Source organism: Phaeobacter italicus, assembly GCF_019801785.1.
GTDB classification, from domain to species: domain Bacteria; phylum Pseudomonadota; class Alphaproteobacteria; order Rhodobacterales; family Rhodobacteraceae; genus Phaeobacter; species Phaeobacter italicus.
Genome location: NZ_JAHVIJ010000003.1, coordinates 73,517 through 95,189 on the forward strand (window position 1 = coordinate 73,517; position 21,673 = coordinate 95,189).

Annotated in this window: 26 protein-coding genes; 17 read left to right on the plus strand and 9 right to left on the minus strand. The window is 60.7% G+C overall.

Features of this window, described 5'->3' with window-relative positions; translation table 11 throughout:
* Positions 1 to 78 precede the first annotated feature (78 nt).
* The 5 genes from KUV39_RS07900 (at position 79) to KUV39_RS07920 (ending at position 6,629) form a co-directional block, all read left to right on the plus strand.
* Complete coding sequence (locus tag KUV39_RS07900; RefSeq protein WP_222459454.1) at positions 79 to 1,233, plus strand: aminodeoxychorismate synthase component I; 1,155 nt, start codon at positions 79 to 81, stop codon at positions 1,231 to 1,233.
* Positions 1,176 to 1,829, plus strand: coding sequence for an aminotransferase class IV family protein (locus tag KUV39_RS07905; protein WP_222459455.1), 654 nt, complete (start codon positions 1,176 to 1,178; stop codon positions 1,827 to 1,829). Before KUV39_RS07900 ends, KUV39_RS07905 begins: the two co-directional genes overlap by 58 nt.
* A gap of 185 nt (positions 1,830 to 2,014) precedes the next feature.
* On the plus strand, positions 2,015 to 3,799 hold the full coding sequence (gene aspS / locus KUV39_RS07910) for an aspartate--tRNA ligase (protein WP_008560782.1): 1,785 nt from the start codon (positions 2,015 to 2,017) through the stop codon (positions 3,797 to 3,799).
* Between the two features lie 198 nt (positions 3,800 to 3,997).
* Positions 3,998 to 5,395: a DUF1800 domain-containing protein gene (locus KUV39_RS07915; protein WP_222459698.1), complete on the plus strand. Its 1,398-nt coding sequence runs from the start codon at positions 3,998 to 4,000 to the stop codon at positions 5,393 to 5,395.
* Positions 5,396 to 5,441: 46 nt separating this feature from the next.
* A complete protein-coding gene (locus tag KUV39_RS07920; RefSeq protein WP_222459456.1) occupies positions 5,442 to 6,629 on the plus strand; it encodes a DUF1501 domain-containing protein in 1,188 nt (395 codons plus the stop codon).
* Between the two features lie 53 nt (positions 6,630 to 6,682).
* Here the strand turns inward: KUV39_RS07920 and KUV39_RS07925 are convergent, their stop codons facing one another.
* Both KUV39_RS07925 and KUV39_RS07930 read right to left on the minus strand, forming a co-directional pair.
* A complete protein-coding gene (locus KUV39_RS07925) occupies positions 6,683 to 6,823 on the minus strand; it encodes a hypothetical protein (RefSeq protein ID WP_165589934.1) in 141 nt (46 codons plus the stop codon).
* Entirely contained in the window at positions 6,824 to 7,543 is a 720-nt protein-coding gene (locus tag KUV39_RS07930) for a response regulator (RefSeq protein ID WP_046211156.1), read from the minus strand.
* 203 nt (positions 7,544 to 7,746) lie between these two features.
* Between KUV39_RS07930 and mce the strand changes: the two genes are divergently transcribed.
* Both mce and KUV39_RS07940 read left to right on the plus strand, forming a co-directional pair.
* A complete protein-coding gene (gene mce, locus KUV39_RS07935) occupies positions 7,747 to 8,151 on the plus strand; it encodes a methylmalonyl-CoA epimerase (RefSeq protein WP_008560974.1) in 405 nt (134 codons plus the stop codon).
* A gap of 75 nt (positions 8,152 to 8,226) precedes the next feature.
* Entirely contained in the window at positions 8,227 to 8,502 is a 276-nt protein-coding gene (locus KUV39_RS07940; RefSeq protein WP_008561927.1) for a DUF1467 family protein, read from the plus strand.
* A 77-nt stretch (positions 8,503 to 8,579) separates the two neighbouring features.
* Here KUV39_RS07940 and KUV39_RS07945 read toward each other — a convergent pair whose 3' ends face one another.
* The gene (locus KUV39_RS07945; RefSeq protein WP_222459457.1) at positions 8,580 to 9,275 is read right to left on the minus strand and encodes an EI24 domain-containing protein; all 696 of its coding nucleotides are present in this window, start codon (positions 9,273 to 9,275) and stop codon (positions 8,580 to 8,582) included.
* On the minus strand, positions 9,272 to 9,850 hold the full coding sequence (locus KUV39_RS07950) for a nitroreductase family protein (RefSeq protein WP_046211154.1): 579 nt from the start codon (positions 9,848 to 9,850) through the stop codon (positions 9,272 to 9,274). The genes KUV39_RS07945 and KUV39_RS07950 overlap by 4 nt, the downstream gene beginning before the upstream one ends.
* Positions 9,851 to 10,050: 200 nt before the next feature.
* Here KUV39_RS07950 and KUV39_RS07955 point away from each other — a divergent pair, with 200 nt between their 5' ends.
* Complete coding sequence (locus KUV39_RS07955) at positions 10,051 to 10,341, plus strand: DUF167 domain-containing protein (RefSeq protein WP_222459458.1); 291 nt, start codon at positions 10,051 to 10,053, stop codon at positions 10,339 to 10,341.
* 24 nt (positions 10,342 to 10,365) lie between these two features.
* Here KUV39_RS07955 and KUV39_RS07960 read toward each other — a convergent pair whose 3' ends face one another.
* Positions 10,366 to 10,632 (minus strand): hypothetical protein, encoded by a 267-nt coding sequence (locus tag KUV39_RS07960; protein WP_008559699.1) that lies wholly within the window; start codon positions 10,630 to 10,632, stop codon positions 10,366 to 10,368.
* A gap of 149 nt (positions 10,633 to 10,781) precedes the next feature.
* Between KUV39_RS07960 and KUV39_RS07965 the strand changes: the two genes are divergently transcribed.
* The 5 genes from KUV39_RS07965 to KUV39_RS07985 all read left to right on the plus strand — a co-directional run bounded on the left by KUV39_RS07965 (position 10,782) and on the right by KUV39_RS07985 (position 12,839).
* Positions 10,782 to 11,495, plus strand: coding sequence for a M48 family metalloprotease (locus KUV39_RS07965; protein WP_008561203.1), 714 nt, complete (start codon positions 10,782 to 10,784; stop codon positions 11,493 to 11,495).
* A 38-nt stretch (positions 11,496 to 11,533) separates the two neighbouring features.
* The gene (locus KUV39_RS07970; protein WP_008562351.1) at positions 11,534 to 11,878 is read left to right on the plus strand and encodes a YigZ family protein; all 345 of its coding nucleotides are present in this window, start codon (positions 11,534 to 11,536) and stop codon (positions 11,876 to 11,878) included.
* 106 nt (positions 11,879 to 11,984) lie between these two features.
* Complete coding sequence (locus KUV39_RS07975; protein WP_008559230.1) at positions 11,985 to 12,248, plus strand: DUF6455 family protein; 264 nt, start codon at positions 11,985 to 11,987, stop codon at positions 12,246 to 12,248.
* A gap of 40 nt (positions 12,249 to 12,288) precedes the next feature.
* Positions 12,289 to 12,564 carry a DUF6455 family protein gene (locus KUV39_RS07980; RefSeq protein ID WP_222459459.1) on the plus strand — a complete coding sequence of 92 codons (276 nt, stop codon included), beginning with the start codon at positions 12,289 to 12,291 and terminating at the stop codon, positions 12,562 to 12,564.
* The gene (locus KUV39_RS07985) at positions 12,561 to 12,839 is read left to right on the plus strand and encodes a DUF6455 family protein (RefSeq protein ID WP_008558849.1); all 279 of its coding nucleotides are present in this window, start codon (positions 12,561 to 12,563) and stop codon (positions 12,837 to 12,839) included. Before KUV39_RS07980 ends, KUV39_RS07985 begins: the two co-directional genes overlap by 4 nt.
* Positions 12,840 to 12,904: 65 nt before the next feature.
* Here the strand turns inward: KUV39_RS07985 and KUV39_RS07990 are convergent, their stop codons facing one another.
* From KUV39_RS07990 to rimO, 4 genes are all read right to left on the minus strand, one after another.
* A complete protein-coding gene (locus KUV39_RS07990) occupies positions 12,905 to 13,285 on the minus strand; it encodes a thiol-disulfide oxidoreductase DCC family protein (RefSeq protein WP_317961856.1) in 381 nt (126 codons plus the stop codon).
* A 22-nt stretch (positions 13,286 to 13,307) separates the two neighbouring features.
* Positions 13,308 to 13,562 (minus strand): CDGSH iron-sulfur domain-containing protein, encoded by a 255-nt coding sequence (locus KUV39_RS07995; RefSeq protein WP_222459461.1) that lies wholly within the window; start codon positions 13,560 to 13,562, stop codon positions 13,308 to 13,310.
* 212 nt (positions 13,563 to 13,774) lie between these two features.
* Positions 13,775 to 14,554: a hypothetical protein gene (locus KUV39_RS08000; protein WP_222459462.1), complete on the minus strand. Its 780-nt coding sequence runs from the start codon at positions 14,552 to 14,554 to the stop codon at positions 13,775 to 13,777.
* A 185-nt stretch (positions 14,555 to 14,739) separates the two neighbouring features.
* The gene (gene rimO / locus KUV39_RS08005; protein WP_222459463.1) at positions 14,740 to 16,158 is read right to left on the minus strand and encodes a 30S ribosomal protein S12 methylthiotransferase RimO; all 1,419 of its coding nucleotides are present in this window, start codon (positions 16,156 to 16,158) and stop codon (positions 14,740 to 14,742) included.
* 464 nt (positions 16,159 to 16,622) lie between these two features.
* Between rimO and KUV39_RS08010 the strand changes: the two genes are divergently transcribed.
* The 4 genes from KUV39_RS08010 to KUV39_RS08025 all read left to right on the plus strand — a co-directional run bounded on the left by KUV39_RS08010 (position 16,623) and on the right by KUV39_RS08025 (position 21,662).
* The gene (locus KUV39_RS08010; RefSeq protein ID WP_222459464.1) at positions 16,623 to 17,549 is read left to right on the plus strand and encodes a choline ABC transporter substrate-binding protein; all 927 of its coding nucleotides are present in this window, start codon (positions 16,623 to 16,625) and stop codon (positions 17,547 to 17,549) included.
* Positions 17,550 to 17,656: 107 nt separating this feature from the next.
* Positions 17,657 to 18,487 (plus strand): choline ABC transporter permease subunit, encoded by an 831-nt coding sequence (gene choW / locus KUV39_RS08015; protein ID WP_008559977.1) that lies wholly within the window; start codon positions 17,657 to 17,659, stop codon positions 18,485 to 18,487.
* Positions 18,488 to 18,490: 3 nt separating this feature from the next.
* Positions 18,491 to 19,519 (plus strand): choline ABC transporter ATP-binding protein, encoded by a 1,029-nt coding sequence (gene choV, locus KUV39_RS08020; protein ID WP_222459465.1) that lies wholly within the window; start codon positions 18,491 to 18,493, stop codon positions 19,517 to 19,519.
* Positions 19,520 to 19,709: 190 nt separating this feature from the next.
* Positions 19,710 to 21,662, plus strand: a complete 1,953-nt coding sequence (locus KUV39_RS08025) for an AsmA family protein (RefSeq protein ID WP_222459466.1) — start codon at positions 19,710 to 19,712, stop codon at positions 21,660 to 21,662.
* The last annotated feature ends 11 nt before the right edge of the window (positions 21,663 to 21,673 follow it).

Below are 21,673 nucleotides of genomic sequence, written 5' to 3' on the forward strand. Positions count from 1 at the left end.
GAAATGCCGCATCCCTCCCTTTTGTTCGCATAGCGTACGGCTATATATCGGCGCAGGACGAAAACGGAGCAACCACCGGTGCGGATTCGCTTTGACAAGGGGCCTTTGGGGGCCGGGACATGTTTTGACCAGCCGTCGCGCATTATCCGCGCCGACGACGCAAGTGAGGTGCCTGCAGCCCTCGCCGCGCTGGATGCTGCGCGTGGGGCAGGGTACTGGCTTGCGGGCTATGCGTCTTATGAACTGGGCTATGCGCTGGAACCAAAGCTGGCGGCGTTGATGCCGCAAGAGCGACGCCTGCCTCTGATCTGCTTTGGTGTTTATGAAGCGCCGTCCGTTTCTGGCTCGGCGGGCTGCACGCATCCGCAGGCGGAAAACGAAGCAGGTTTGGAAGGCATCACACCGCGCTGGACTTTTGAACGCTACGCAGAAGCCTTCACCGAGGTGAACCGCAATATCGGCAAGGGTGACATCTATCAGGCCAACCTGACCTTTCCGATTGATGCACAGGCCTATGGCAGCGCTGAGGAGCTTTATGGCGCGCTGCAACACAGGCAGACGGTCGGCTACGGCGTGCTGGTCCAGCAGGACGGGCTGCCCGATCTTCTGTCGCGCTCGCCAGAGCTGTTCTTTCGCACCGACGCGGATGGGACCATTGAAACGCGGCCCATGAAGGGAACCCAGCCCCGCAGCCCGGACCCGCGGGAAGATGCCCGTCGTCGTGACTTTCTGCGTCAGGATGAAAAGAACAGGGCAGAGAACCTCATGATCGTGGATCTCTTGCGCAATGACATTTCCCGGGTCGCCCAAACAGGGTCGGTGCATGTGCCAGAGCTCTTTTGTGTCGAGAGCTATGCAACCGTGCATCAGATGGTTTCTCTGGTGCGGGCAAAGTTGCGGCCAGATGCCGGGCTGGCGGATATCTTTGCTGCGCTGTTTCCCTGTGGCTCAATCACCGGGGCCCCAAAAATCCGGTCGATGCAGATCCTTGCAGAGCTGGAGCCCTGGGCACGCGACATCTATTGCGGCACCATCGGCTGGGCCGGACCAGATGGCGCGTCGGAATTCAATGTCGCAATCCGAACCGTGATGCAGCAAGACGGCAGGGCCACGCTCAACGTTGGTGGTGGTGTCGTCTGGGACAGCACCGCAGAGTCCGAATATGAGGAAGCCCTATGGAAAGCCCGCTTTGCCCAGGTGACACCATCCAGAACGATCCCGCTTTCCGCCTGATCGAGACACTGGGCTGGCGTCCCGACGAGGGCTTTCGCAACAGGGAAGGGCATCTGACCCGCATGGCTCGCAGCGCCGGCGCATTGGGCCTGCGCTTCAACCGCCAAGGCGCAGAGCGGATGCTGGACGAGGTGCAGGGCGCAACACCGCTGAGGTGCCGCCTGACGATGGATGCCACCGGCAGTTTTGATTTGACGACCGCGCCACTGACCGGCGCGCCGCCTCTCTGGCGCATCGCCCTGGCAGAGGTGCGGCTTGATCCGGATGACGTCTGGCTGCGGCACAAAACCACCCGCCGCGCGGTCTATGATCGGGCCCGCGCCGAATTGCGCGAGGGTGTCGACGAGCTGCTGTTTCTCAACACCCGCTCAGAGCTGTGCGAGGGCACAATCACCAATGTGTTCGTGACCACCCGCGATGGCAGGATGCTGACCCCGTCTCTTGGGTGCGGGCTGCTTCCCGGCGTGCTGCGCCAGCATCTGTTGGACAGCGGGCAGGCACAGGAAGCGGTGCTGACAATTGCGGATCTGGAACAGGCAGCCGCGCTTCATATGGGCAATTCCCTGCGGGGGCTGATCCCGGTCCAACTGGCCTGATCTGTGGCCCACGCACGCCCAGCAGCGCTTTTGCACGTCTGACGGGGGCGATTTCGTCCAGTTCGCTTGACAAGCGCGCTGCAACCTTGTGTACCACCGCGGATGAATTCCGCGCCATCTTGGGCGCATCCTCCGATTTGACGGCCCGCCCGGCCTGATGTGCCGGTAGAATGAAAGGTCACCTCATGCACGCTTATCGCAGCCATACCTGCGCCGAACTGAACAAATCCCACGTCGGTGAAACCGTCCGCCTGTCGGGCTGGGTCCACCGCGTGCGCGACCACGGCGGCCTCTTGTTCATCGACCTGCGCGACCACTACGGTGTGACCCAGGTGATGGCGGATCCCGACAGCCCGGTCTTTGCCGAGATCGAAAAGGTCCGCTCTGAATGGTGTATCCGCATCGACGGCACCGTTAAGGCCCGTGACGAAAGCCTCGTGAACCCGAAAATCCCGACCGGCGAAATCGAAGTCTTCATCCGCGACATCGAGTTCCTCGGCCAATCCGAAGAGCTGCCGCTGATGGTCTTTGGCGAGCAGGAATACCCGGAAGAAACCCGCCTGCGCTATCGCTACCTCGATCTGCGCCGCGAGAAGATGCAGAACAACATGCTGCTGCGTTCGAACATGATCCGTTCGATCCGCAACCGGATGTGGGATCAGGGGTTCAACGAATACCAGACCCCGATCATCACCGCCTCGTCTCCCGAAGGCGCGCGCGACTTCCTGGTGCCGTCGCGTCTGCACCCGGGCAAGTTCTATGCGCTGCCGCAGGCGCCGCAGCAGTTCAAGCAGCTGATGATGGTTTCGGGCTTTGACAAGTACTTCCAGATCGCGCCCTGTTTCCGGGACGAAGATCCGCGCGCTGACCGGTCGCCGACCGATTTCTACCAGCTCGACATGGAAATGTCCTTTGTCACTCAGCAGGATGTCTTTGACACGATTGCGCCGGTGATCGCGGGCGTGTTCGAGGAATTCGGCAAGGGCCGCAAGGTCGACGCCGCAGACGAGTGGCCGCAGATCTCTTACAAGGATGCAGCGCTGTGGTACGGCTCTGACAAACCGGATCTGCGCAACCCGATCAAGATGCAGGTGGTCTCGGAACATTTCGCAGGCTCCGGTTTTGCGATCTTTGCCAAGCTGCTGGAGCAGGAAGGCACAGAGATCCGTGCGATCCCGGCACCCACAGGCGGCTCCCGCAAGTTCTGCGACCGTATGAACAAATTTGCCCAAGGCGAAGGCCTGCCGGGCATGGGCTATATCTTCTGGCGTGAAGGTGCGGATGGTATGGAAGCCGCCGGTCCTCTGGCCAAGAACATCGGCCCCGAGCGCACCGAGGCAATCCGCCAGCAGCTGGGTCTGGGGGTCGGCGATGCGGCCTTCTTCCTCGGCGGCAAGCCGAAGTCGTTCGAGGCCGTCGCAGGCCGCGCGCGCAACGTCATTGGCGAAGAGCTGGGCCTGATCGACAAGGACCGCTTTGCCTTTGCCTGGATCGTGGATTTCCCGATCTACGAGAAGGACGAAGAAACCGGCAAGATCGACTTCGAGCACAACCCGTTCTCCATGCCTCAGGGTGGTATGGACGCGCTGCTGGCGGATCCGCTGGCGGTCAAGGGCTACCAGTATGATCTGGCTTGTAACGGTTACGAGCTGGTGTCGGGTGCGATCCGGAACCACAAGCCTGAGATCATGTTCAAGGCCTTTGAAATTGCGGGCTACGGCAAGGAAGAAGTCGAAAAACGCTTTGGCGGCATGGTCAACGCTTTCCAGTACGGCGCCCCGCCGCACGGTGGCTGCGCAGCCGGTATCGACCGTATGGTGATGCTGCTGGCAGATGAGGCCAACATCCGCGAGGTCATCATGTTCCCGATGAACCAGCGTGCCGAAGACCTGATGATGTCGGCACCAAGCGAGCCGATGAATGACCAGCTGATGGAACTTGGCCTGCGCGTCATTCCGCAAGACCAGTAAGGCGGCGAAATCTGCAGCCAGCAATGGCGATCACAGGGCCCGGACATTTGTCCGGGCCTTTTTTCATGGGTGACATCCTGGCCATCACTCTCCTTGCGACGGAGATGGCGGAGTTCTGCGTATAACCCGGATAGGGCCTGTGGAGGTGGTGCGATATGCACTAGGATCGGGCCAGGACATCAGAGGATGAGCACGGCAATGCGCTTTGACGGAGAATTGGCTGAAATCCGCTTTGGCTGTGGCTTGTCGCCAAATCACGCGCTTGCAACTGGTCCAGAGGATGTCCTGTCACAACTGGCCGCGCCAGATCTTGCCGCGCAGGCGTGGCCTATCCCGGATTTTGATGGCGCGATGGCAGAGGCGCGCGCCTACATTTCCCTGCGCCAAGAACAGAGAGAAGCGGTTGGTACAGAGGCCTTTGAAGCCAGGAATGTCGCGCTGACAGAACAGCGTGCCCGTCTGCGCGACCTGAGAGCGGACTGGTTCCGCTCTCGGTTGCTGCGGTGCGCCACAAGTGCGCAGCCCTTTCGTGAGCGGCTGACGCTGTTTTGGGCCGACCATTTCACCGCGCAGGGCAAGGTGCCTGCGCTGCGCTATGCGGCGAGCCCCTATGTCGAAAGCTCCATTCGTCCCAATGTGTCGGGACTGTTCGAGGATCTGCTGATCGCGGCTGTTACCGGCCCGTTGATGCTGCATTATCTGGACCAGCATCGCTCGACCGGGCCCAACAGCCCCCGCGCCAAACGCGTGTCAGACCGTCGGGGTCAGGATATCGGGCTCAATGAAAATCTGGCCCGCGAGGTGCTGGAACTTCACACGCTTGGGGTTGATGGGCCCTACACCCAGCAGGACGTCCGCGAGCTGGCAGAGCTGTTCACCGGACTGGGCTATTCGCTGAAGGATGGCTTTACCTTTCGCCCCGGCTGGGCCGAGCCGGGTGCCGAAACCGTTCTGGGGCAGAGCTATGGAGGCGACAGTCCACAACTCGAACCCATCCTGAATGCGCTGCGTGATCTGGCCCGCCATCCTGCCACCGCTCAGCACATATCCCGCAAACTGGCGGTGCACTTCGTGTCAGACGCACCAGACCGCCATCTGGTGGCCTATATGGCTGGCCGCTATCAGGAAACCGGTGGTGATCTTATGGCGGTCTATGCCGCGATGCTGGATCATCCAGAGGCCTGGCAACCTCAGCTTGCGAATGTCAAACCACCGTTTTCCTATCTCGCCTCTGCCTGCCGGGCGCTTGCAATCCCGCCTGCGGCGCTAGGTGGCCTCAGCCGTGGCCAGATCAACCGCTTTTTCCTGAGGCCGATGCAGGCGATGGGACAGCGATGGGAGTTCGCGGGCGGGCCAGACGGCTGGGCAGAGGCGGATGCGGCCTGGATCACACCGCAGGCGCTGGCGGAGCGGATCCGTTGGTCACTGGACGTGCCTGCGCGATTGCTGAGCACACTTCCAGATCCGCAGCAGGCGGCAGATCAGGCTTTGGGCGCGCGGCAGGATGCAAGGCTGAGGTTCGTCGTCTCTGCTGCGGAAACCGAACGCGAGGCGCTTGGCCTCATCCTGACATCACCAGCATTTCAGCGGCGCTGAGACGGGGGCGGAGATGAACCAACATAGATCAGACCAAGAGGCGCCAATGGCTGCGCGAACCTACAGCAGGCGAGCGTTTCTTGCCCGCAGTGGCCTCATTGGCTGTTCGCTGGCCGCCAGCCCATTGCTGACGCCGGTCAGCTTTGCCGCCGCGCCGTGGGACAACCGGCTGGTGGTGATCATTCTGCGCGGTGGCATGGATGCGCTGGACGTGATCCAGCCCTATGGGGATCCTGCCTATGCCGGGTTGCGCCCCAATCTTGCGGGCGGGCCGGGCAACGGGGGGCTGGATCTTGACGGGTATTTCTCCCTTCATCCCGCTCTTGCCCCGCTGATGCCGCTTTGGCAGGCGGGGGAGCTGGGCTTTGTGCACGCGGTTTCCACGCCCTATCGGAACAAGCGCAGCCATTTTGATGGGCAGGATCTGCTGGAAGCAGGCACCCCTGGCTTGCACCAGCGTCGCGATGGCTGGTTGAACCGGTTGCTGCAAGTTACGCAGGGCGTGGAGGCGCGCACCGCATTTGCAATCGGGCAGGGCGAGATGAAGCTGCTGCAGGGCCCGGCGCCGGTGTCGGACTGGTCACCGGATGCGCAACTGGCGCTTAGCCCGCAGGCAGAACGGCTGGCCAGCCTGATGATGGAAGATGATCCACTGTTTCACGCCGCGCTGTCAGAAGCGCTGGATCTTGCCCGGGATGGTGCGCCCTCACAGTTGGGCGGGGAAAAACGTCCTGCCGCGCATCGGCGGATCGCAGATTACGCAGCGCAGCAGCTGCAACAGGATAGCCGCATCGCGGCCTTTTCGATCAATGGCTGGGATACCCACAACCGGCAGTTCGGGGCATTGCGCCGCAGTCTTGGTCGGCTGTCAGATACGATCCTGACCCTGCAGGCTGGGCTTGGCACGGCGATTTGGCGCAAGACCACGATTGTTGCGATGACCGAGTTCGGCCGCACCGTGCGCGAGAACGGAACTGGGGGGACGGACCATGGCACCGGCGGCGCTATGGTTCTGGCTGGAGGGGCCATTGCAGGTGGCCGCGTCCTGGGCCAGTGGCCCGGCCTTGACGAGGCGGCGCTGTTTGATCGCCGCGATCTCATGCCGACCGGGGATGTGCGTGCCTATATGGGCTGGATCCTGAATGCGATGGCCCAGACCAACCGTGCAGATATTCGCGATGTGATCTTTCCGGGCGTGGATCTTGGCAGAGATCCGGGCATCATCCGTGCTTAGATCATGCCGCTGTTGCGGAGAACGTGGTGATCAGGGCTGAATGGCCAGCCCCGTCAGCGATCCGCACGGTCCAGAATGACCAATGTGGTGCCATCACGCTCGCGGTTGCGGCGAATTTCGCGCGCCGAAAACCGGGCCTGCACATAAAGAACAATCCCCAAGGTGGCCGAGGCGACCAGCAGAGCTTCTATCATTTAGATGGCAACTTTCTGTTTCAGACGTTCCTGCACGAGCCCGGCGATACGTGCTGTCACAGCGGCGACCGGGCGGCCCGTGCTGCGGGCATCTGCCAGCTCGTCTGCCGCTCCCGCGAGGCTGCTGTCACCGACACTGCGGGCGACCCCGCCGAGGAACTGGGCAACATAATCAAGCGTCTTGGTGTCCTCTGCCTCGTTCAGCACTTCTGCGGCATGGGACATGTCGTCCTGAAAGGCGAGGAGATCAGGCTCGATCACCTCATCGCTCAACTCGCGCGGGCCAGACATTTGGCGATCGGCAGGCAGGCGCGACAGGATGGCGGACTGGAATTCGGCAAGGGATGTGATGGGCTTGGGCAGGAAGCCATCGGCGCCAGCCTCCATCGCCATGGCTTCGGCGTTTTCATCACCCGAAGTCCCCAGGATCACGCCAACCCGGGGGCTGCTCTCGGCGACGGCGCGGATCAGATCGGCCCCCGACCCATCCGGCAGGCCAAGATCGGCAATGACAACAGAGGGGCGATAGACCTTCAGGTGGCGATAGGCTGACTTCAGGCAGTCGGCGCGTCGGATGCGGGCACCACTGCGCAGGCACAACAGGCGCATCGCCTCACAGGCGTAGCGACTGTCTTCCACAACAAGGATCGTCAGCCCCAATAATGGCCGCTTGGTGGTGGGCAAGCGGTGGGCGGCAGCGAAAAGTTCCGAATCGTCCATGGCTAAGGCTCCTACTGGATAGGCCTCAACGCTATGGAATCGAGGCTAACACGTGGTTAACAGTGCGAACGCGCGTTTCGGCCCCTGTTTCTCAGTGCTCTGATGTCCGCAGCGTCATGGGATCCGCGCGGATTGGCGCACTTGCCCGAGCAAGGGGGCTGGCTGATAACATCGGCAAAACACATCAACAGGAGAGACCTCACATGATTGGCCGCCTCAACCACGTTGCCATTGCCGTGCCGGATCTGGATGCCGCATCCGCCCAGTACAAGAACACTCTTGGCGCCAATGTCGGCGCCCCTCAGGATGAGCCCGATCATGGCGTAACAGTTGTCTTTATCGAACTGCCCAACACCAAGATCGAACTGCTCTACCCCTTGGGCGACAATTCTCCGATTGCAGGGTTCCTGGAAAAGAACCCCGCCGGCGGCATCCATCACATTTGTTACGAGGTCGACGACATCCTGGCTGCTCGTGACAAACTGAAGGCAGAGGGCGCCCGTGTTCTGGGGTCCGGTGAGCCCAAGATCGGCGCACATGGAAAACCGGTTCTTTTCCTTCATCCGAAGGATTTCAACGGCTGCCTGGTGGAATTGGAGCAGGTTTAACTCTATCTGCATGTCCAAGGCCCGGACGCATTTGTCCGGGCAGGACTGACGGCACGATCCAAGAGGGCGAGAGACATGGGCGTTACATCCGGTTTGGTACTTTATGCAGTGATCTGGTTCATGACCTTCCTGATCGTGATCCCGATCCGTCTGGAAACCCAGGGCGACCGGGGTGAGATCGTGCCGGGCACCCATGCTGGCGCGCCAGAGCACCATTATCTGAAGCAAAAGGCCTGGATCACGACGCTGGCGGCAGCCGTCATCTGGGGCATCCTTGCCACCATCATCCTGGGCGGCTGGATCACGGTGAATGACTTTGACTGGTTTGACCGTTTGCCTGATCCTGAGTGATCTGCAGCTATGAGACATGAAAAAGGCGGGCCCGATGCCCGCCTTTTTTGTTGTCACGACCCGCTTGGGCCATTCGCTCACGCCGCGCGGGCAGCCAGCCTGTGGCACAGATGGGTGAAGGTCGCCGCGCCAATGATCGGAATCACCAGGTTCACAAGGGGGATCGACAGGGGCATCGCCATCAGCACCCCCGCCAGCCAGACCGAGCCCATATGTTTGCGGCGCAGGCGGCGCGCTTCTGGCATGCCGACCCGGCGTGCCGCCGCAAGAGTGAAATATTCCCGGCCGAGCAAAAACCCGTTCAAGCCCCAGAAGATGAACAGCGCAAAGGGCGGCAGAGCCAGATACAGCACCAGCGCCAGGATGTTGGCGCCAATCAGAACGCCGAGGAAATTCACCGTATCGCGCACCCCATCCCAAAAGGCTGTTTTCTGCGCAGGGGGCAGGGCGGGGTAATGCCGGTCCTCAACGGCCTGGGCCACGTCATCAAGAAACAGCGACGTCATCGTCGAGGCCACAGGGACCATCAGGAACACTGACAGCCCCATCATCAGGAAGACAGAGGCCACTGACAGGATGTTGTCCACCCAAGTGACTTGCCCGATCAGGGGCAGCGTCATTTCCGGCCCAACCAGCCATTGAACCAGCACCACAACCAGCACATAGGCGGCCACCAGCAGGCCGAACGTCAGACCGATCCCGCGAAACAGCACCTGACGAAAGCGTGGATCGCCCGTCTGGCCGAGCGCCTTGAAAAAATCGTTCAGGATCATGTTTCTACCCATGTTGTTATGGCGGCTAGATCAGGGCGGGGCCGCTCTGGCGGCACGCTGCCTTCGGTTGCGATATGGATCAGTCCCGCGATGCGTTCATTTTCGGCCAGATCAAAAGCCTCGCGGCAGAAAATCGGGTCGTGGCTGGCCCAGCCGGACAGCCAGTTTGCCCCCCAGCCCGCGGCCAATGCGGCATTCAAGAGCGCCAGACAGACCGCGCCCGCAGAATAGCTTTGTTCGATGGGGGGGATCTTGGGGCTGTCTTTCTGAATTTCGACCACCACCACCGCAAGCTGGCCCAGTTCAAATTGCGTGCGCGCCTTGGCAATGTCCTCTGGCGATTTCTGCAGACGCTCCCCGGTCTTGGTGGTGAGATCGGCAAGGCGCGCCATTGCGCCACGTTCGACGACGATAAAGCGCCAGGGCTCCAACTTGCCATGATCCGGCGTGCGCGCTGCAGCCTGTAGCAGCGGCATCAGCTCGTCGCGGCTTGGCGCCGGGGCAATCAGCGTTTTTGCAGGCCGAGAGCGGCGGGACTGAAGAAAGGCAAGAGCGGCGTCGTTGCGTTCGGGCATATGTGAAACCTTTTTACATCACGTTCCCTATCTCGGAGGGAAGCAGCGGTTTTTCAAGTGGAGCCAACCAAAATGGCCGGTCTCGTGCTGGCTGGGTCAGCCCTTGTCAGGGATCAGCGGGCAAAGTCGGAAAGGGGGATATCCTGCACTGGGGCCGAAAGTCTATGGATTTCCGGGGGCGCTTCGGCCAATAGGCAGGGATGGGGAAGCCAAAACAGAAAGACCTGCCCGATCTCAGCGACCTTGCCGAGGCGGGCAAGGACATCCTGGTCCGTGTGACGCCAAAGGCGGCGCGCGACAGTGTCCAGCGCACCAGTGGTGACAGCGGCGAAATGGTGCTGAAGATCACCACCACAACCGCGCCGGAGAATGGCAAGGCAACCGAGGCTGTGCGCAAACTGCTCGCAACAGCCATGAGGGTGGCGCCTCGGGATCTTGTGCTGCTGCGCGGAGCGACCTCGCGGGAAAAGCTCTTTGGCTACCGGCCTTGACGACGCGGTCGCTTGGTTTCGCTGTCAGCTGCCGGGTTTTACCTCTTCCCCGCCTTCGCCGTCGCGAGCAAATCGGTAGACCCCCTCAGGAAGGTCAAGCGCAGCGGCAAGATCGCGGATCTGGTTGTGCGACAGGGTGATCATCTGGACCTCATCGGTGCGGGGGTCCAACTGTTCAACCGTGACGCATTCTGCAAAAACATTGATGGAGACATCTTCCATCAACAGCTCGGCCTCGTCATCAACAAGCGTGATCACCGTGGCGTCGAATTCATGTTCGATGGTAAACATATCCCCAGCTTGCACCCCATTTCGACGGCTGGCAAGAGGGCAACGGCTTCACGCGAACTTGTGCCGCTGCGCCGGGGATCATCTGCCATGTGATTGATCCTGCGCCGTTGTGGCGCATATTATGGGACAAACCACGTCGAGGAGACATCATGCGCAAGCTGTTGCTGTTGTTGGGATTTGCCGTTGCGGGCTGTAACATGTCGGTTGATACCGGGCCGGTATCCGCGCCGCCGGTCCGCTCTGGTCCGGTAGAGGGAATGTCTCCGGCGGAGGCCAACAGCGCCTTTGCCGCCGTCACCCGGGCTGTCGAACCTGTTTCAGAGCAGGAATGCCGCGCCCGCACACAGGGTTTGAACTGTGATTTCCTGATCCGCATTGATCCCGATCCGAACGCGCCTCCCAATGCGTATCAGAGCCTCAACCGGTCCGGGCGGCCCGTGATCACCTTTACCCGCGCCATGTTGGGGCAGATTGCAAACCGGGATGAGCTGGCGTTTGTCATGTCCCATGAAGCCGCCCATCACATCCGCGGGCATCTGGCGCGCAAACAGCAAAGCGCTGTCGCGGGCTCTATCCTGCTGGCTGGTCTGGCCAGCGCGACCGGGGCAAGCAATGCAGGCATTGCCCGCGCGCAGGATATCGGGGCCATTGTCGGCGCGCGCACCTATTCCAAGGATTTCGAGCTTGAGGCGGACGAGTTGGGCACGATCATCACCCACAAGGCGGGCTATCGTCCCAGTGTTGGTGTGCGTTTCTTCAACCGTTTGCCGGATCCCGGCGATCGCTTCCTTGGCTCACACCCCGCCAATCCGGACCGGGTGCGCATCGTAAATGAAACGATCAGACGGTATAATCTCAATTGACCCGAACTCCTGATGAGGCCGTCGCCTCGCTCCGCCAGATGGGTGTGATCCTCACTGACCGGGGATCGCGCTATGCGGTCAGTGGCGCGCAGGTCACCAGCCGCGAGGAGGTTGACGCGGTGCTCGCCGCGCTCAAGACCGACCGCGCCTATGCCAAAGCCACCCACAACACCTGGGCCGCTCAGCTGCCAACCGGCGGGCTGAAGGCTGACGATGGAGAGAGCGGCGCCGGCATGGTGATCCTGCGGATGATGGAGCGGGACGGGCTGAAAGATCATGTGATCATCGTGACCCGCTGGTATGGCGGCAAAAAGCTGGGCGGCGACCGGTTCCGCCGCGTCCAGGATGCCGTCCGCGCTTATGTCGATGAAATTAAAAAATAATTCCTGGTGCCCCTGGTTGCCCTAAGGGCATTTGATCTGTGTCAATTTCGGTGATGTCTCACACGTCTAAGCTGCACCTGGAATAAATGATTCTGGGGAAAGCGCGATGACCACTCAGGCAACACTCAAAACCCATGCGGCCCTGTTTGATCAGATGGCCCAGACCGTGGGGCTTGATCTGCAGGAAGAGGCAATCTCTGGCAATTTGCGCTTTGATGAGATCAGCGAGGCGGTTCTGCGTTGCACCCGATGTGGTGGCGTCGGTGCCTGCCGCAAGTGGATGGAGCAAGGCGCGCGACCTGGGGCCGAGGCTCCGGATTTCTGCCGCAATCGCGATCTTCTGTCCTTTCTGAACGAAGGCCAGTCCTGAGGGCCCGCGTGGCTTTCCAGAATCGCCAAGGAGATTTGACATGCAAACATTGGGGGATCCCCTCCGACATCTGCGGCTGATGGCGCGGATGGGAAAGGTCGTTGGCGCCGATCTGAGCGCTTCTTTCGCGGCCGGAGATTTTGACCAACAGGACTGGGCTGCGATGATCACCCGCTGCCGTGGGTGTAGTGAAGTGCACCGCTGCGAGCGGTTTCTGACCGCTCATGAGCAGACAGACAGCCCAGGCAGCATGGCCCCGATGGAAGGGTGCCGAAACGCGGCAAGGCTCATGGCTCTGCGGGACCGCGTGGCATGAAAGACCTCGCTTATGAGAGCGAGCATCTCGGTGATCTTTTCCGGCATCTGTGGCTGTTGCAGACCGTGGCAAAGGCTGCAGGCATCGACCTCAGCGCGGCCCTTCGCAGCGGAGAGTTGAGCCATCTCGATTATGCCAAGCTGGTGACGCGCTGCCGCAGTGGCGGTTGCAGCAATGCCTGCGCGCTGTGGTCATCGGCGCGCAAGCCGGGGGAGGGGCCAGCAGTCCCCGACTTCTGCCCAAGTGCGCAGACCCTGAAACGTCTCATGCCTTGATCCAGACGGGCATTCCACACATTACACACTGACAGGCGCTCCTTGCAGGGGCGCCTGTTTTTGTCTCATCCTTGCCGCCTGATCCGCCGCAGGTGCCAACGATAAAGCAGGGGCGCAAGCAGATGGTCATAGACCAGCGTTGCCAGCTGGCGCAGCCCCGGCAGGCCGACAATCCGCCCCAGCCATCGATAACCCGGCATTTGGGACCACAGGACAAGAAAAGCGGGGATGCCGCTCAGGACTTCGCCCTTGTGCCGCACATGAAGCCGCCGCGCCGCCTGATCGGCATCCACACCCCATCGGGCCAGATCGCAGGCGTTCAGATCGTCAAATCGCACTGGCAGGTCCCGCCGTTGCGACAGCCGCGCATAATGGTCGATTTCGATGCTGCACACCGGGCAGTCGCCATTGTACAGCACATCTGTCTGCTCTTGCTGATCGGCCACGGTGGTGTTCCTGCTTTTGGCGCTAGAGGGATGCATGGCTGCCGTCGCAGAGCGGCGCCTTGTCAGTGTGCTTGCAACCGCAGAAGAAAGCTTTGCCGTCCTTCTCTGCAGTGTATTTCACCGGCGCAAACCCCGTCCCCGCATGAGAGCCATCGCAGAACGGCTGGCGCGAAGATTTACCGCAGGAACACCAGAAATAGGTCTTTCCCTCCCTCACCTCGACGGGGAAGGGGGCTTTCTGCGCGATGTCCGGAGTGTCTGTCTTGTCGCTTGGCATGGCTGGGTGCTCCCCCTGGCTGGTTGCGGTTGAGGGAGAAGATAGGAGGGATTTGGCGCGAGGGGAGGGGCAGATAGCCGCAAGCCCGCGCAAAACAAGCCCCGCGCAAAGCGCGGGCAGCTCACGACCCTCCCGTCAAACCGTAGGTTTGCCTCCCGCAAAACAGAAGGGCGGTTCGCACCCACCCAGGGTCAGGTGGGGAGAATTGTTCGCTATCTGGCTTCTTCTCGCTTTTCCAAGTTCATTATCATGCCGCCTTCGAACTCGCGAAGAGTTCCTGAAAGAGTATTCGCCCACTTTTCAAGGCTGCGTTTGAATGCTTGTTCTTGACATTGGCTTATTTCGTTCTCGGCGCTTTCGTAGGACCAATCAGGCAGATTTCGCCACCCGCCTCCCAGATGCTCCGGGATCTGGTCGCATCCGTTTGAAAATCTTGCATAGCCGAAGCAATGCCCTATCGCGCTGTGAAGAAGAAGCCATTCTCCTGGAGTAGTTAGTTTACTGTTCTCGTTTTTTTGTCGTGATGAAAAAACTTGGTGGAGTGCCAAGATTGCCGCGAGCCATCGAATGGAAATTGGGTCGGCGTGTTCGATTACCTCCTTCAGGGTGTTGATCGAACCCAACCCGACCATAGGAACTTCCCGTACATGCGTCGGATTGACCGAAGCTAGCGCACCGTATTTTGCGAAGGCACTAAATTCCACTAAAGCCACCGAGAGCGTTGCCCTTGCAGCCCTAAGCTTGGCGCTATTTCTCTGATTTTCTAGTTCCTGAACTTGATTGATTTGAGCGCGAGCACTTTGAAGTGCGGCCCAGCCTGCGAAAATACCTGTGAGAAGGGTTCCTACTAGGATTGTCCAAGTGCCCCAAGCCTCTCGGAGGCGAGAATCGTAGACTTGGTCAAATATCAATACGGAAGACAGAACTACAGCTCCCCCAATTAGAAGACCAAGTAGGAAAGGAGTGTAGTGACCTCTGCGAATGAAATTCAAAGATGTAGTCCAGAAAGAGAATGCGTGTTTCTAGACTATAGTAGGCACCTACCGGTCGAGCAACGGGGCGGGTACTTTTGCTCCCTTCCCTCGGTCCTGGCTGGAGCTTGAGACGGGGAAGGGGGGCTGAGCTGGTAGGTCAGGGTTCCGCCTGTAACTCGGGAAACGATCCCCGGATCGTTTCTTTACCCGAGTTTCCCCCACAAGTCATACTCCCCAGCCTCATCAACTTCAACGGTTACCAAGTCGCCAACCTGCAACCCTTCCGTTCCCTCGTCAATGAACAGGTTGCCGTCGATTTCCGGCGCGTCGGCTTTGGTGCGGCAGGTGGCGATGCCGTCCTCGTCGATGTCATCGACGATCACTTGCATGGTCTGGCCGACCTTGGCCTCCAGCTTGGCCTCGGAAATCGCCTGCGCCTTTTCCATGAACCGCTCCCAGCGCTCTTGCTTCACTTCTTCCGGCACATGGTCTGGCAGGTCGTTTGAGCGTGCGCCGTCGACGTTTTCGTATTTGAAACAGCCCACACGGTCCAGCTGTGCCTCGTCCATCCAGTCGAGGAGATGCTGGAACTCCGCCTCCGTCTCGCCGGGGTAGCCAACGATAAAGGTAGAGCGCAGCGTGATGTCCGGGCAGGTCGCGCGCCAGGCGTTGATTTCGTCCAGTGTCTTGGCGGCCGCAGCCGGGCGGGCCATGCGGCGCAGCACATCGGGGTGGGCGTGCTGGAACGGAATATCCAGATAGGGCAAGAGCGCGTTGTCCGGATCCGCCATCAGCGGGATCAGCTCGCGCACATGCGGGTAGGGGTAGACATAATGCAGCCGCACCCACAGCTCATCCGCGGGGGCCAGCTTGCCCAATTCGCGGCTGAGATCCTGGATATGGCTGCGCACCTCACCGTCTTTCCAGGGGTTCACATCGTATTTGCGATCCAGCCCGTAGGCAGAGGTGTCCTGCGAAATCACCAACAGCTCGCGCACGCCTGCGTCCACCAGCTTCTCGGCCTCCCGCAGAACGGCATGGGCCGGGCGCGAGGCGAGTTTGCCGCGCATGTCGGGGATGATGCAGAACTTGCACTTGTGATTGCAGCCCTCCGAAATCTTCAGATAGCTGAAGTGGCGGGGCGTGAGCTTTACCCCCGCTGCAGGCAGCAGATCCACGTATGGGTTGGGGCTGGGCGGCACGGCAGCATGGACCGCATCCAGTACCTGCTCGTACTGGTGGGGGCCGGTCACGGCCAGAATGCGGGGGTGGTGTTCGCGGATATAATCCGGCTCTGCACCCAGACAGCCGGTCACGATCACCTTGCCGTTTTCCTTCAGCGCCTCACCGATGGCTTCAAGGCTTTCGGCCTTGGCACTGTCAAGGAAGCCACAGGTGTTCACAATCACCGCATCAGCCCCGGAGTAATCCGGCGACACGCCATAGCCCTCGGCGCGCAGGCGCGTCAGGATACGTTCGCTGTCCACCAATGCCTTGGGGCAGCCAAGCGATACCATGCCGAGGGTGGGCTGCCCGTCACGGGGCGCCTCACCAAGCCGGGGCTTGGGCGCGAGATCAGGTCGAAGGCTGGGCGGATTGGTGGAACCGGGTGTCTGTGTCATGCGCGCGCATATACCCTGCGCTGGGGTCTTTGGGAATAATGGAATTTGCAACCCTGCTGCTCCCCTTTGGGAGGACTGTGAGGGCCGGTTGGGGATTCTCGTGTCAGTGATGGCGATTCGGATGCCGCATTGCTGGCGCAGATTTGTGAAAACCGACATTTGTTGGCTCATCACGCCATTTTTTGATCCGTTATTTAAGTTTTTGGTTTACGCAGCCCCCGTATCCTTGGCAGAGTTTCGCCACGAATGGGGCTGAGAGGGTCAAGAATACCCCCGGTTCCCGGTACTGAGCCTGCCGACAGGCGTGATGCGGCGAGGGCGATCCGAACGTGACCAGGACCGGCAATATGCCCGGCCAGATGTCGCAAGGGTGGCTGATTGTGTCGCAATGCGGTAAGGCTTAGCGTGTCAAACCGGTGGGGGCCTTGGCCGCCTGCCAACTCGAAAACAACAGGGAATACATCATGAAACTTCTTTCGTCGCTCTCGACACTCGCGATCGTGGCCTCGGCCAGCATGGCTGCTGCGGATTGCAGCGAAGTGGTCTTCTCCGATGTGGGTTGGACGGACATCACCGCCACCACGGCGGCGACAACCACCGTATTGGAAGCGCTCGGCTATGAGACCGACATCAAGATCCTGTCCGTGCCGGTGACCTATACCTCCATGGCAAACGGTGACATCGACGTGTTCCTGGGCAACTGGATGCCGACGATGGAAGGCGACATCGCCCCCTACCGCGAAGCAGGCACCGTCGACACCGTGCGTGCAAACCTTGAAGGTGCGAAATACACGCTCGCGGTCAACAGCGCCGCAACCGAGCTGGGCATCAAGGATTTCGCCGACATCGCCGCCCATGCGGACGCGCTTGAGGGCAAGATCTACGGCATCGAGCCGGGCAACGACGGCAACCGTCTGATCCAGTCGATGATCGACGGCGGCTCCTTTGGTCTGAACGGCTTTGAAGTGGTCGAAAGCTCCGAGCAGGGCATGTTGGCTCAGGTCGAACGCGCCTCCCGCAAGGGCGAGCCGGTTGTCTTCCTTGGTTGGGAACCGCACCCGATGAACGCCAACTTCGAGATGGGCTACCTCACCGGTGGTGACGAATTCTTTGGTCCGAATTTCGGTGGTGCGACTGTCTTTACCAACACCCGCAAAGGGTATGTCGAAGAATGCCCGAACGTCGGCAAGCTGCTCGCGAACCTCGAATTCTCCCTCGCGATGGAGAATGAGATCATGGGTGCAATCCTGAACGACGGCGAAGACCCCGCAGATGCGGCCAGCGCCTGGCTCAAGGCCAACCCGGATGCGTTCATGGGCTGGCTCGACGGTGTGACCACCAAAGACGGCGGCGATGCAACCGCAGCAGTAAAGGCGTCTCTGGGTCTGTGATCTGACGCATGAATGCCCTCCACCACAGCCTTGTGGTGGAGGGTTTTTTTTGACCTGAATTCGCCCTTTGTGCGAATTCCGACCACTTCTCATCGAAAGGCAGGCGCATGGACTGGCTTACCGACACAAAAATCCCAGTCGGGAAAACGGCAAAGGCTGTTTTCGAATGGTTGCAGGACATTGGAGAGCCCTTCTTTGACTGGCTGTCCTGGCTTCTGGAGCTGTTGATCGACGGCATCCTCTGGGTGTTGCAGACCCCGCATCCGTTCATCACCGTTGGTGTCTTTGTCGCCATCACTTGGCTGTTGCAGCGCAACTGGAAGATCTGCGTTTTTGTTGCGCTTGGATTCCTGTTCATTCTCAATCAGGGCTACTGGGAAGAAACCACAGAAAGCCTGACACTGGTTCTGTCGGCCTGTCTGGTCTGTATGGCCATTGGTGTGCCCATCGGTATTGCGGCGGCCCATCGCCCGCGTCTGTTTGTGGCCATGCGACCGGTGCTGGACCTGATGCAGACGCTGCCAACCTTCGTGTATCTGATCCCGGCGATTGTGTTCTTTGGCATCGGGATGGTGCCCGGGCTCATTGCGACGGTGATCTTTGTCCTGCCTGCGCCGATCCGCTTGACCCATCTTGGGGTGTCGTCCACTCCCAAACCCCTGCTGGAGGCCGCTGAGGCCTTTGGGGCCACCAAATCCCAGACGCTCTGGAAGGTGGAGTTGCCCTATGCCCTGCCGCAGATCATGACCGGTCTGAACCAGACCATCATGCTGTCGCTGTCGATGGTGGTCATCGCCGCGCTGGTGGGGGCTGATGGTCTCGGCGTGCCGGTGGTCCGGGCTCTGAACCAGGTCAACACTGCGCTTGGGTTTGAATCGGGTTTCGTCATCGTTGTTGTGGCGATCATCCTTGACCGTGTCCTCAGAGTGGAGCGCTGATCCATGACGGCTGTTGAATTTGACAATGTCTCCATCGTCTTTGGGGAAAAACCGCAAAAGGCCCTGCCGTTCATGGACGAGGGCATGGACCGTGCAACCGTCAAGAACAAAAGCGGGCAGGTCTTGGGCGTTCACAATTGCACGCTCACCGTGGAAGAGGGCGAGACGCTTGTTCTCATGGGGCTTTCGGGCTCAGGCAAATCGACCCTTCTTCGGGCCATCAACGGGCTGAACCCGGTGGTGCGCGGGGCGGTGCGGGTGTCTGACGGCGCGCAAATGGTGGATATCACCAACGCCGATGGCGCGACCCTGCGCCGGATGCGCCAGAACCACATCGCGATGGTGTTCCAGCAGTTTGGCCTGCTGCCCTGGCGCACGGTGCGTGAAAACGTCTGGCTGGGGCTTGAACTGGCGGGGCTCTCCAAGGCCGAGCGGACCCGCCGCGCCAACGAGCAGCTGGAACTGGTGGGGCTGTCGGACTGGGCGGATCGCAAAGTCGGAGAGCTGTCAGGCGGTATGCAACAGCGGGTTGGTCTGGCGCGTGCCTTCTCGACCGAAGCACCGATCCTGTTGATGGACGAGCCCTTCTCTGCGCTTGACCCGCTCATTCGTACCAAGCTCCAGGATGAGCTGCTGCGCCTTCAGGAAAAGCTGAAACGCACCATCATCTTTGTGTCCCATGACCTGGACGAAGCCTTCAAGATCGGCAATCGGATCGCCATCATGGAAGGGGGGCGTATCGTCCAATGCGGCACCCCGTCCGAGATCTATTCCAAACCGGAAGACGAATATGTCGCCGATTTTGTGGCGCATATGAACCCGCTTGGGGTGCTCTCGGCCAAGGATCTGATGGGGCCTGCAACTGGCGCACTGTCCACAAGCGTCGATGCAGAAACCAGCATCCGCGATGTGATCCACCGCTTTGCGGAAACGGATTCTCCCATCGGGGTGACGGAAAATGGCCAGCTGATCGGGCAGGTGACCAAGGACCGGGTTCTTGCCAAATTGGTGGACCCGCTTGGGCAGGGCTGATCGGCACATGATCTAGAAAGCGGGGGGGCGGCAATCGCTCCCCTTTTTCGTTTCAATATGCCTGCGTGATCACCAACCAGTCCCTGCCAGACCTCAGCCCGTCGCATCTGCCTTTGCCTGCGACCCGCAAAGAGGTAAGCTCTGCCCAGACCCCGGAAAACCGGGGCTGCAAGGCAAGAGGGTTGGGCTGATGAAGCTGATTTTGCGCAGCGTGATGGCGCTGCTGATTGCGGTCGTGTTGCTGGTTGGGGTGCTCTTGGTGTTGCCGGGCGAGAAACTGGCGAAACTTGCAGCGGATCAAATCGAGGCGCAGACAGGTCGGACGGTCACATTTGGCGGGCGTGTCGGCTATACGCTGTGGCCGACATTGGGGGTTAAGGCAGACCGCGTGGCCCTTTCCAACGCCTCTTGGGCTGGTCCTGAACCGATGCTGACGGCAGAGCGCCTGACCATCGGCATTGCCGCTGCGGATCTGATCGCGGGCAAGGTGCGGGTGACAGAGCTCTCAGCGGTTCTGCCGCAGCTCAACCTCAGCACCCGTGAAGATGGAACCGGCAACTGGGTGCTGGAACGGCCGACCGCGGCAGATGTTCAAACACCCGCATCTTCGTCGGGGGCGTTTGACAGCCTGCCGGTCAGTATCGAGGCGCTGAACCTGACCGGGGCCACCCTGCGCTATGCCCCATTCGGAGAGGCACCGGTGGAAATGCGCCAGGTCGACGTGGCGCTGGCATGGCCGGATCCCACCGGGACCGTCGATATGGATGTCACCCTACGCCCTGCCGGTGCGCCCGTCCGTGTGGTTGGTGAAATCGGCACATTTGCGGCCTTTTTGGCAGGGGAGGTCTCTTCGATTGGGGCGAGCATCACAGCCAAGGACACCGAGCTGCGGTTTGATGGCCGCGCAGAGCTGACAGGTGCTGCGAGTGGCCGCCTGACCGGGCGCAGCACTGATCTTGGCGCGACATTGGCGGCGTTCGGGGTCGCACCAGGCACAGAGCTGCCAAAGGTCGGCGAGTGGCTCGTCGGGGCGGATGCAACCTATACCTCTGACGGTCGGCTGGCGCTCAGGGATCTTTCGCTTTCGGCGGATGAAAACCGCATCAAAGGCGGCGCGGATATCACGTTGGCAGGCAAACCCACCATCACCGCACAGCTGAGCGCCGGCGCGCTTGACCTCGCCCCGCTGCTGCCGGGCGACAAGGGTGATCTGCCTGCCTCTGCCGCGGCGGGCGAGGGGGATGACCCCGTCAGCGATGGCTGGTCACGCGATGTGATCGACATGGGGTGGCTTGCAGGATTTGACGCGAATATCGCACTGGACGTCCAAGCCGTGGACACTGGCTCGCTCCGCCTGGGAGAGAGCAAACTGGACTTTTCGCTCGACAATTCCCGCGCCGTGCTGAAGTTCCTGCCAGCCGCTCTGTTTGGGGGGCAGGTCCAGGGCCAGGTGGTGGCCAACAATCGCAACGGCCTTTCTGTCGGCGGCAAGCTGAGCTTTCAGGGGGTGCGGATCGAACAGATGCTGGGCCAGACCGCAGGATATGATCGCCTGAACGGCGAAGCACTGGGCGAGTTGGAATATCTCGGTGTCGGCAACTCTCTGGCGCAGATCATGGCCTCTCTCAGCGGTAAGGGCTGGCTGGAAGTGGGCAAAGGGTTTTTCACGGGCTTTGATCTTGAACAGCTGATGCGCAGCGGCAGCGGCAATGGGGGCAGCACGGTGTTTGATCAGCTCACAGGCAGCTACACGATCGAAAACGGCAACCTCCTGAACAAGGATCTGCTGCTGACGCTCAAGGGGCTTCGTGCCGTTGGTGAGGGGCGCGTTGGCCTTGGCGCACAGGATATCGATTATCTGTTTACCCCCAGCCTGCAACGTGGGGACGGGGCATCTGCACTATCCATCCCGGTCGCGATTACGGGCCGCTGGAGTGACCCGAAAATTCGCCCCGATCTGAAACGCGCGCTTCAACCCGAAATCGATGCGGTTGAAGAACAGGCCAAGGAGCGGCTGCGCGAAAAACTGAGCGAAGAACTGGATACCGAACTGGCGCCGGAACAGGATCTGAACGAGGCCATTCGGGACCGTATCGAACAGGAGGCAAAGGAACAGTTGCTGCGCCTGCTGGGCGGCAACTGAGTGTCCCCTTC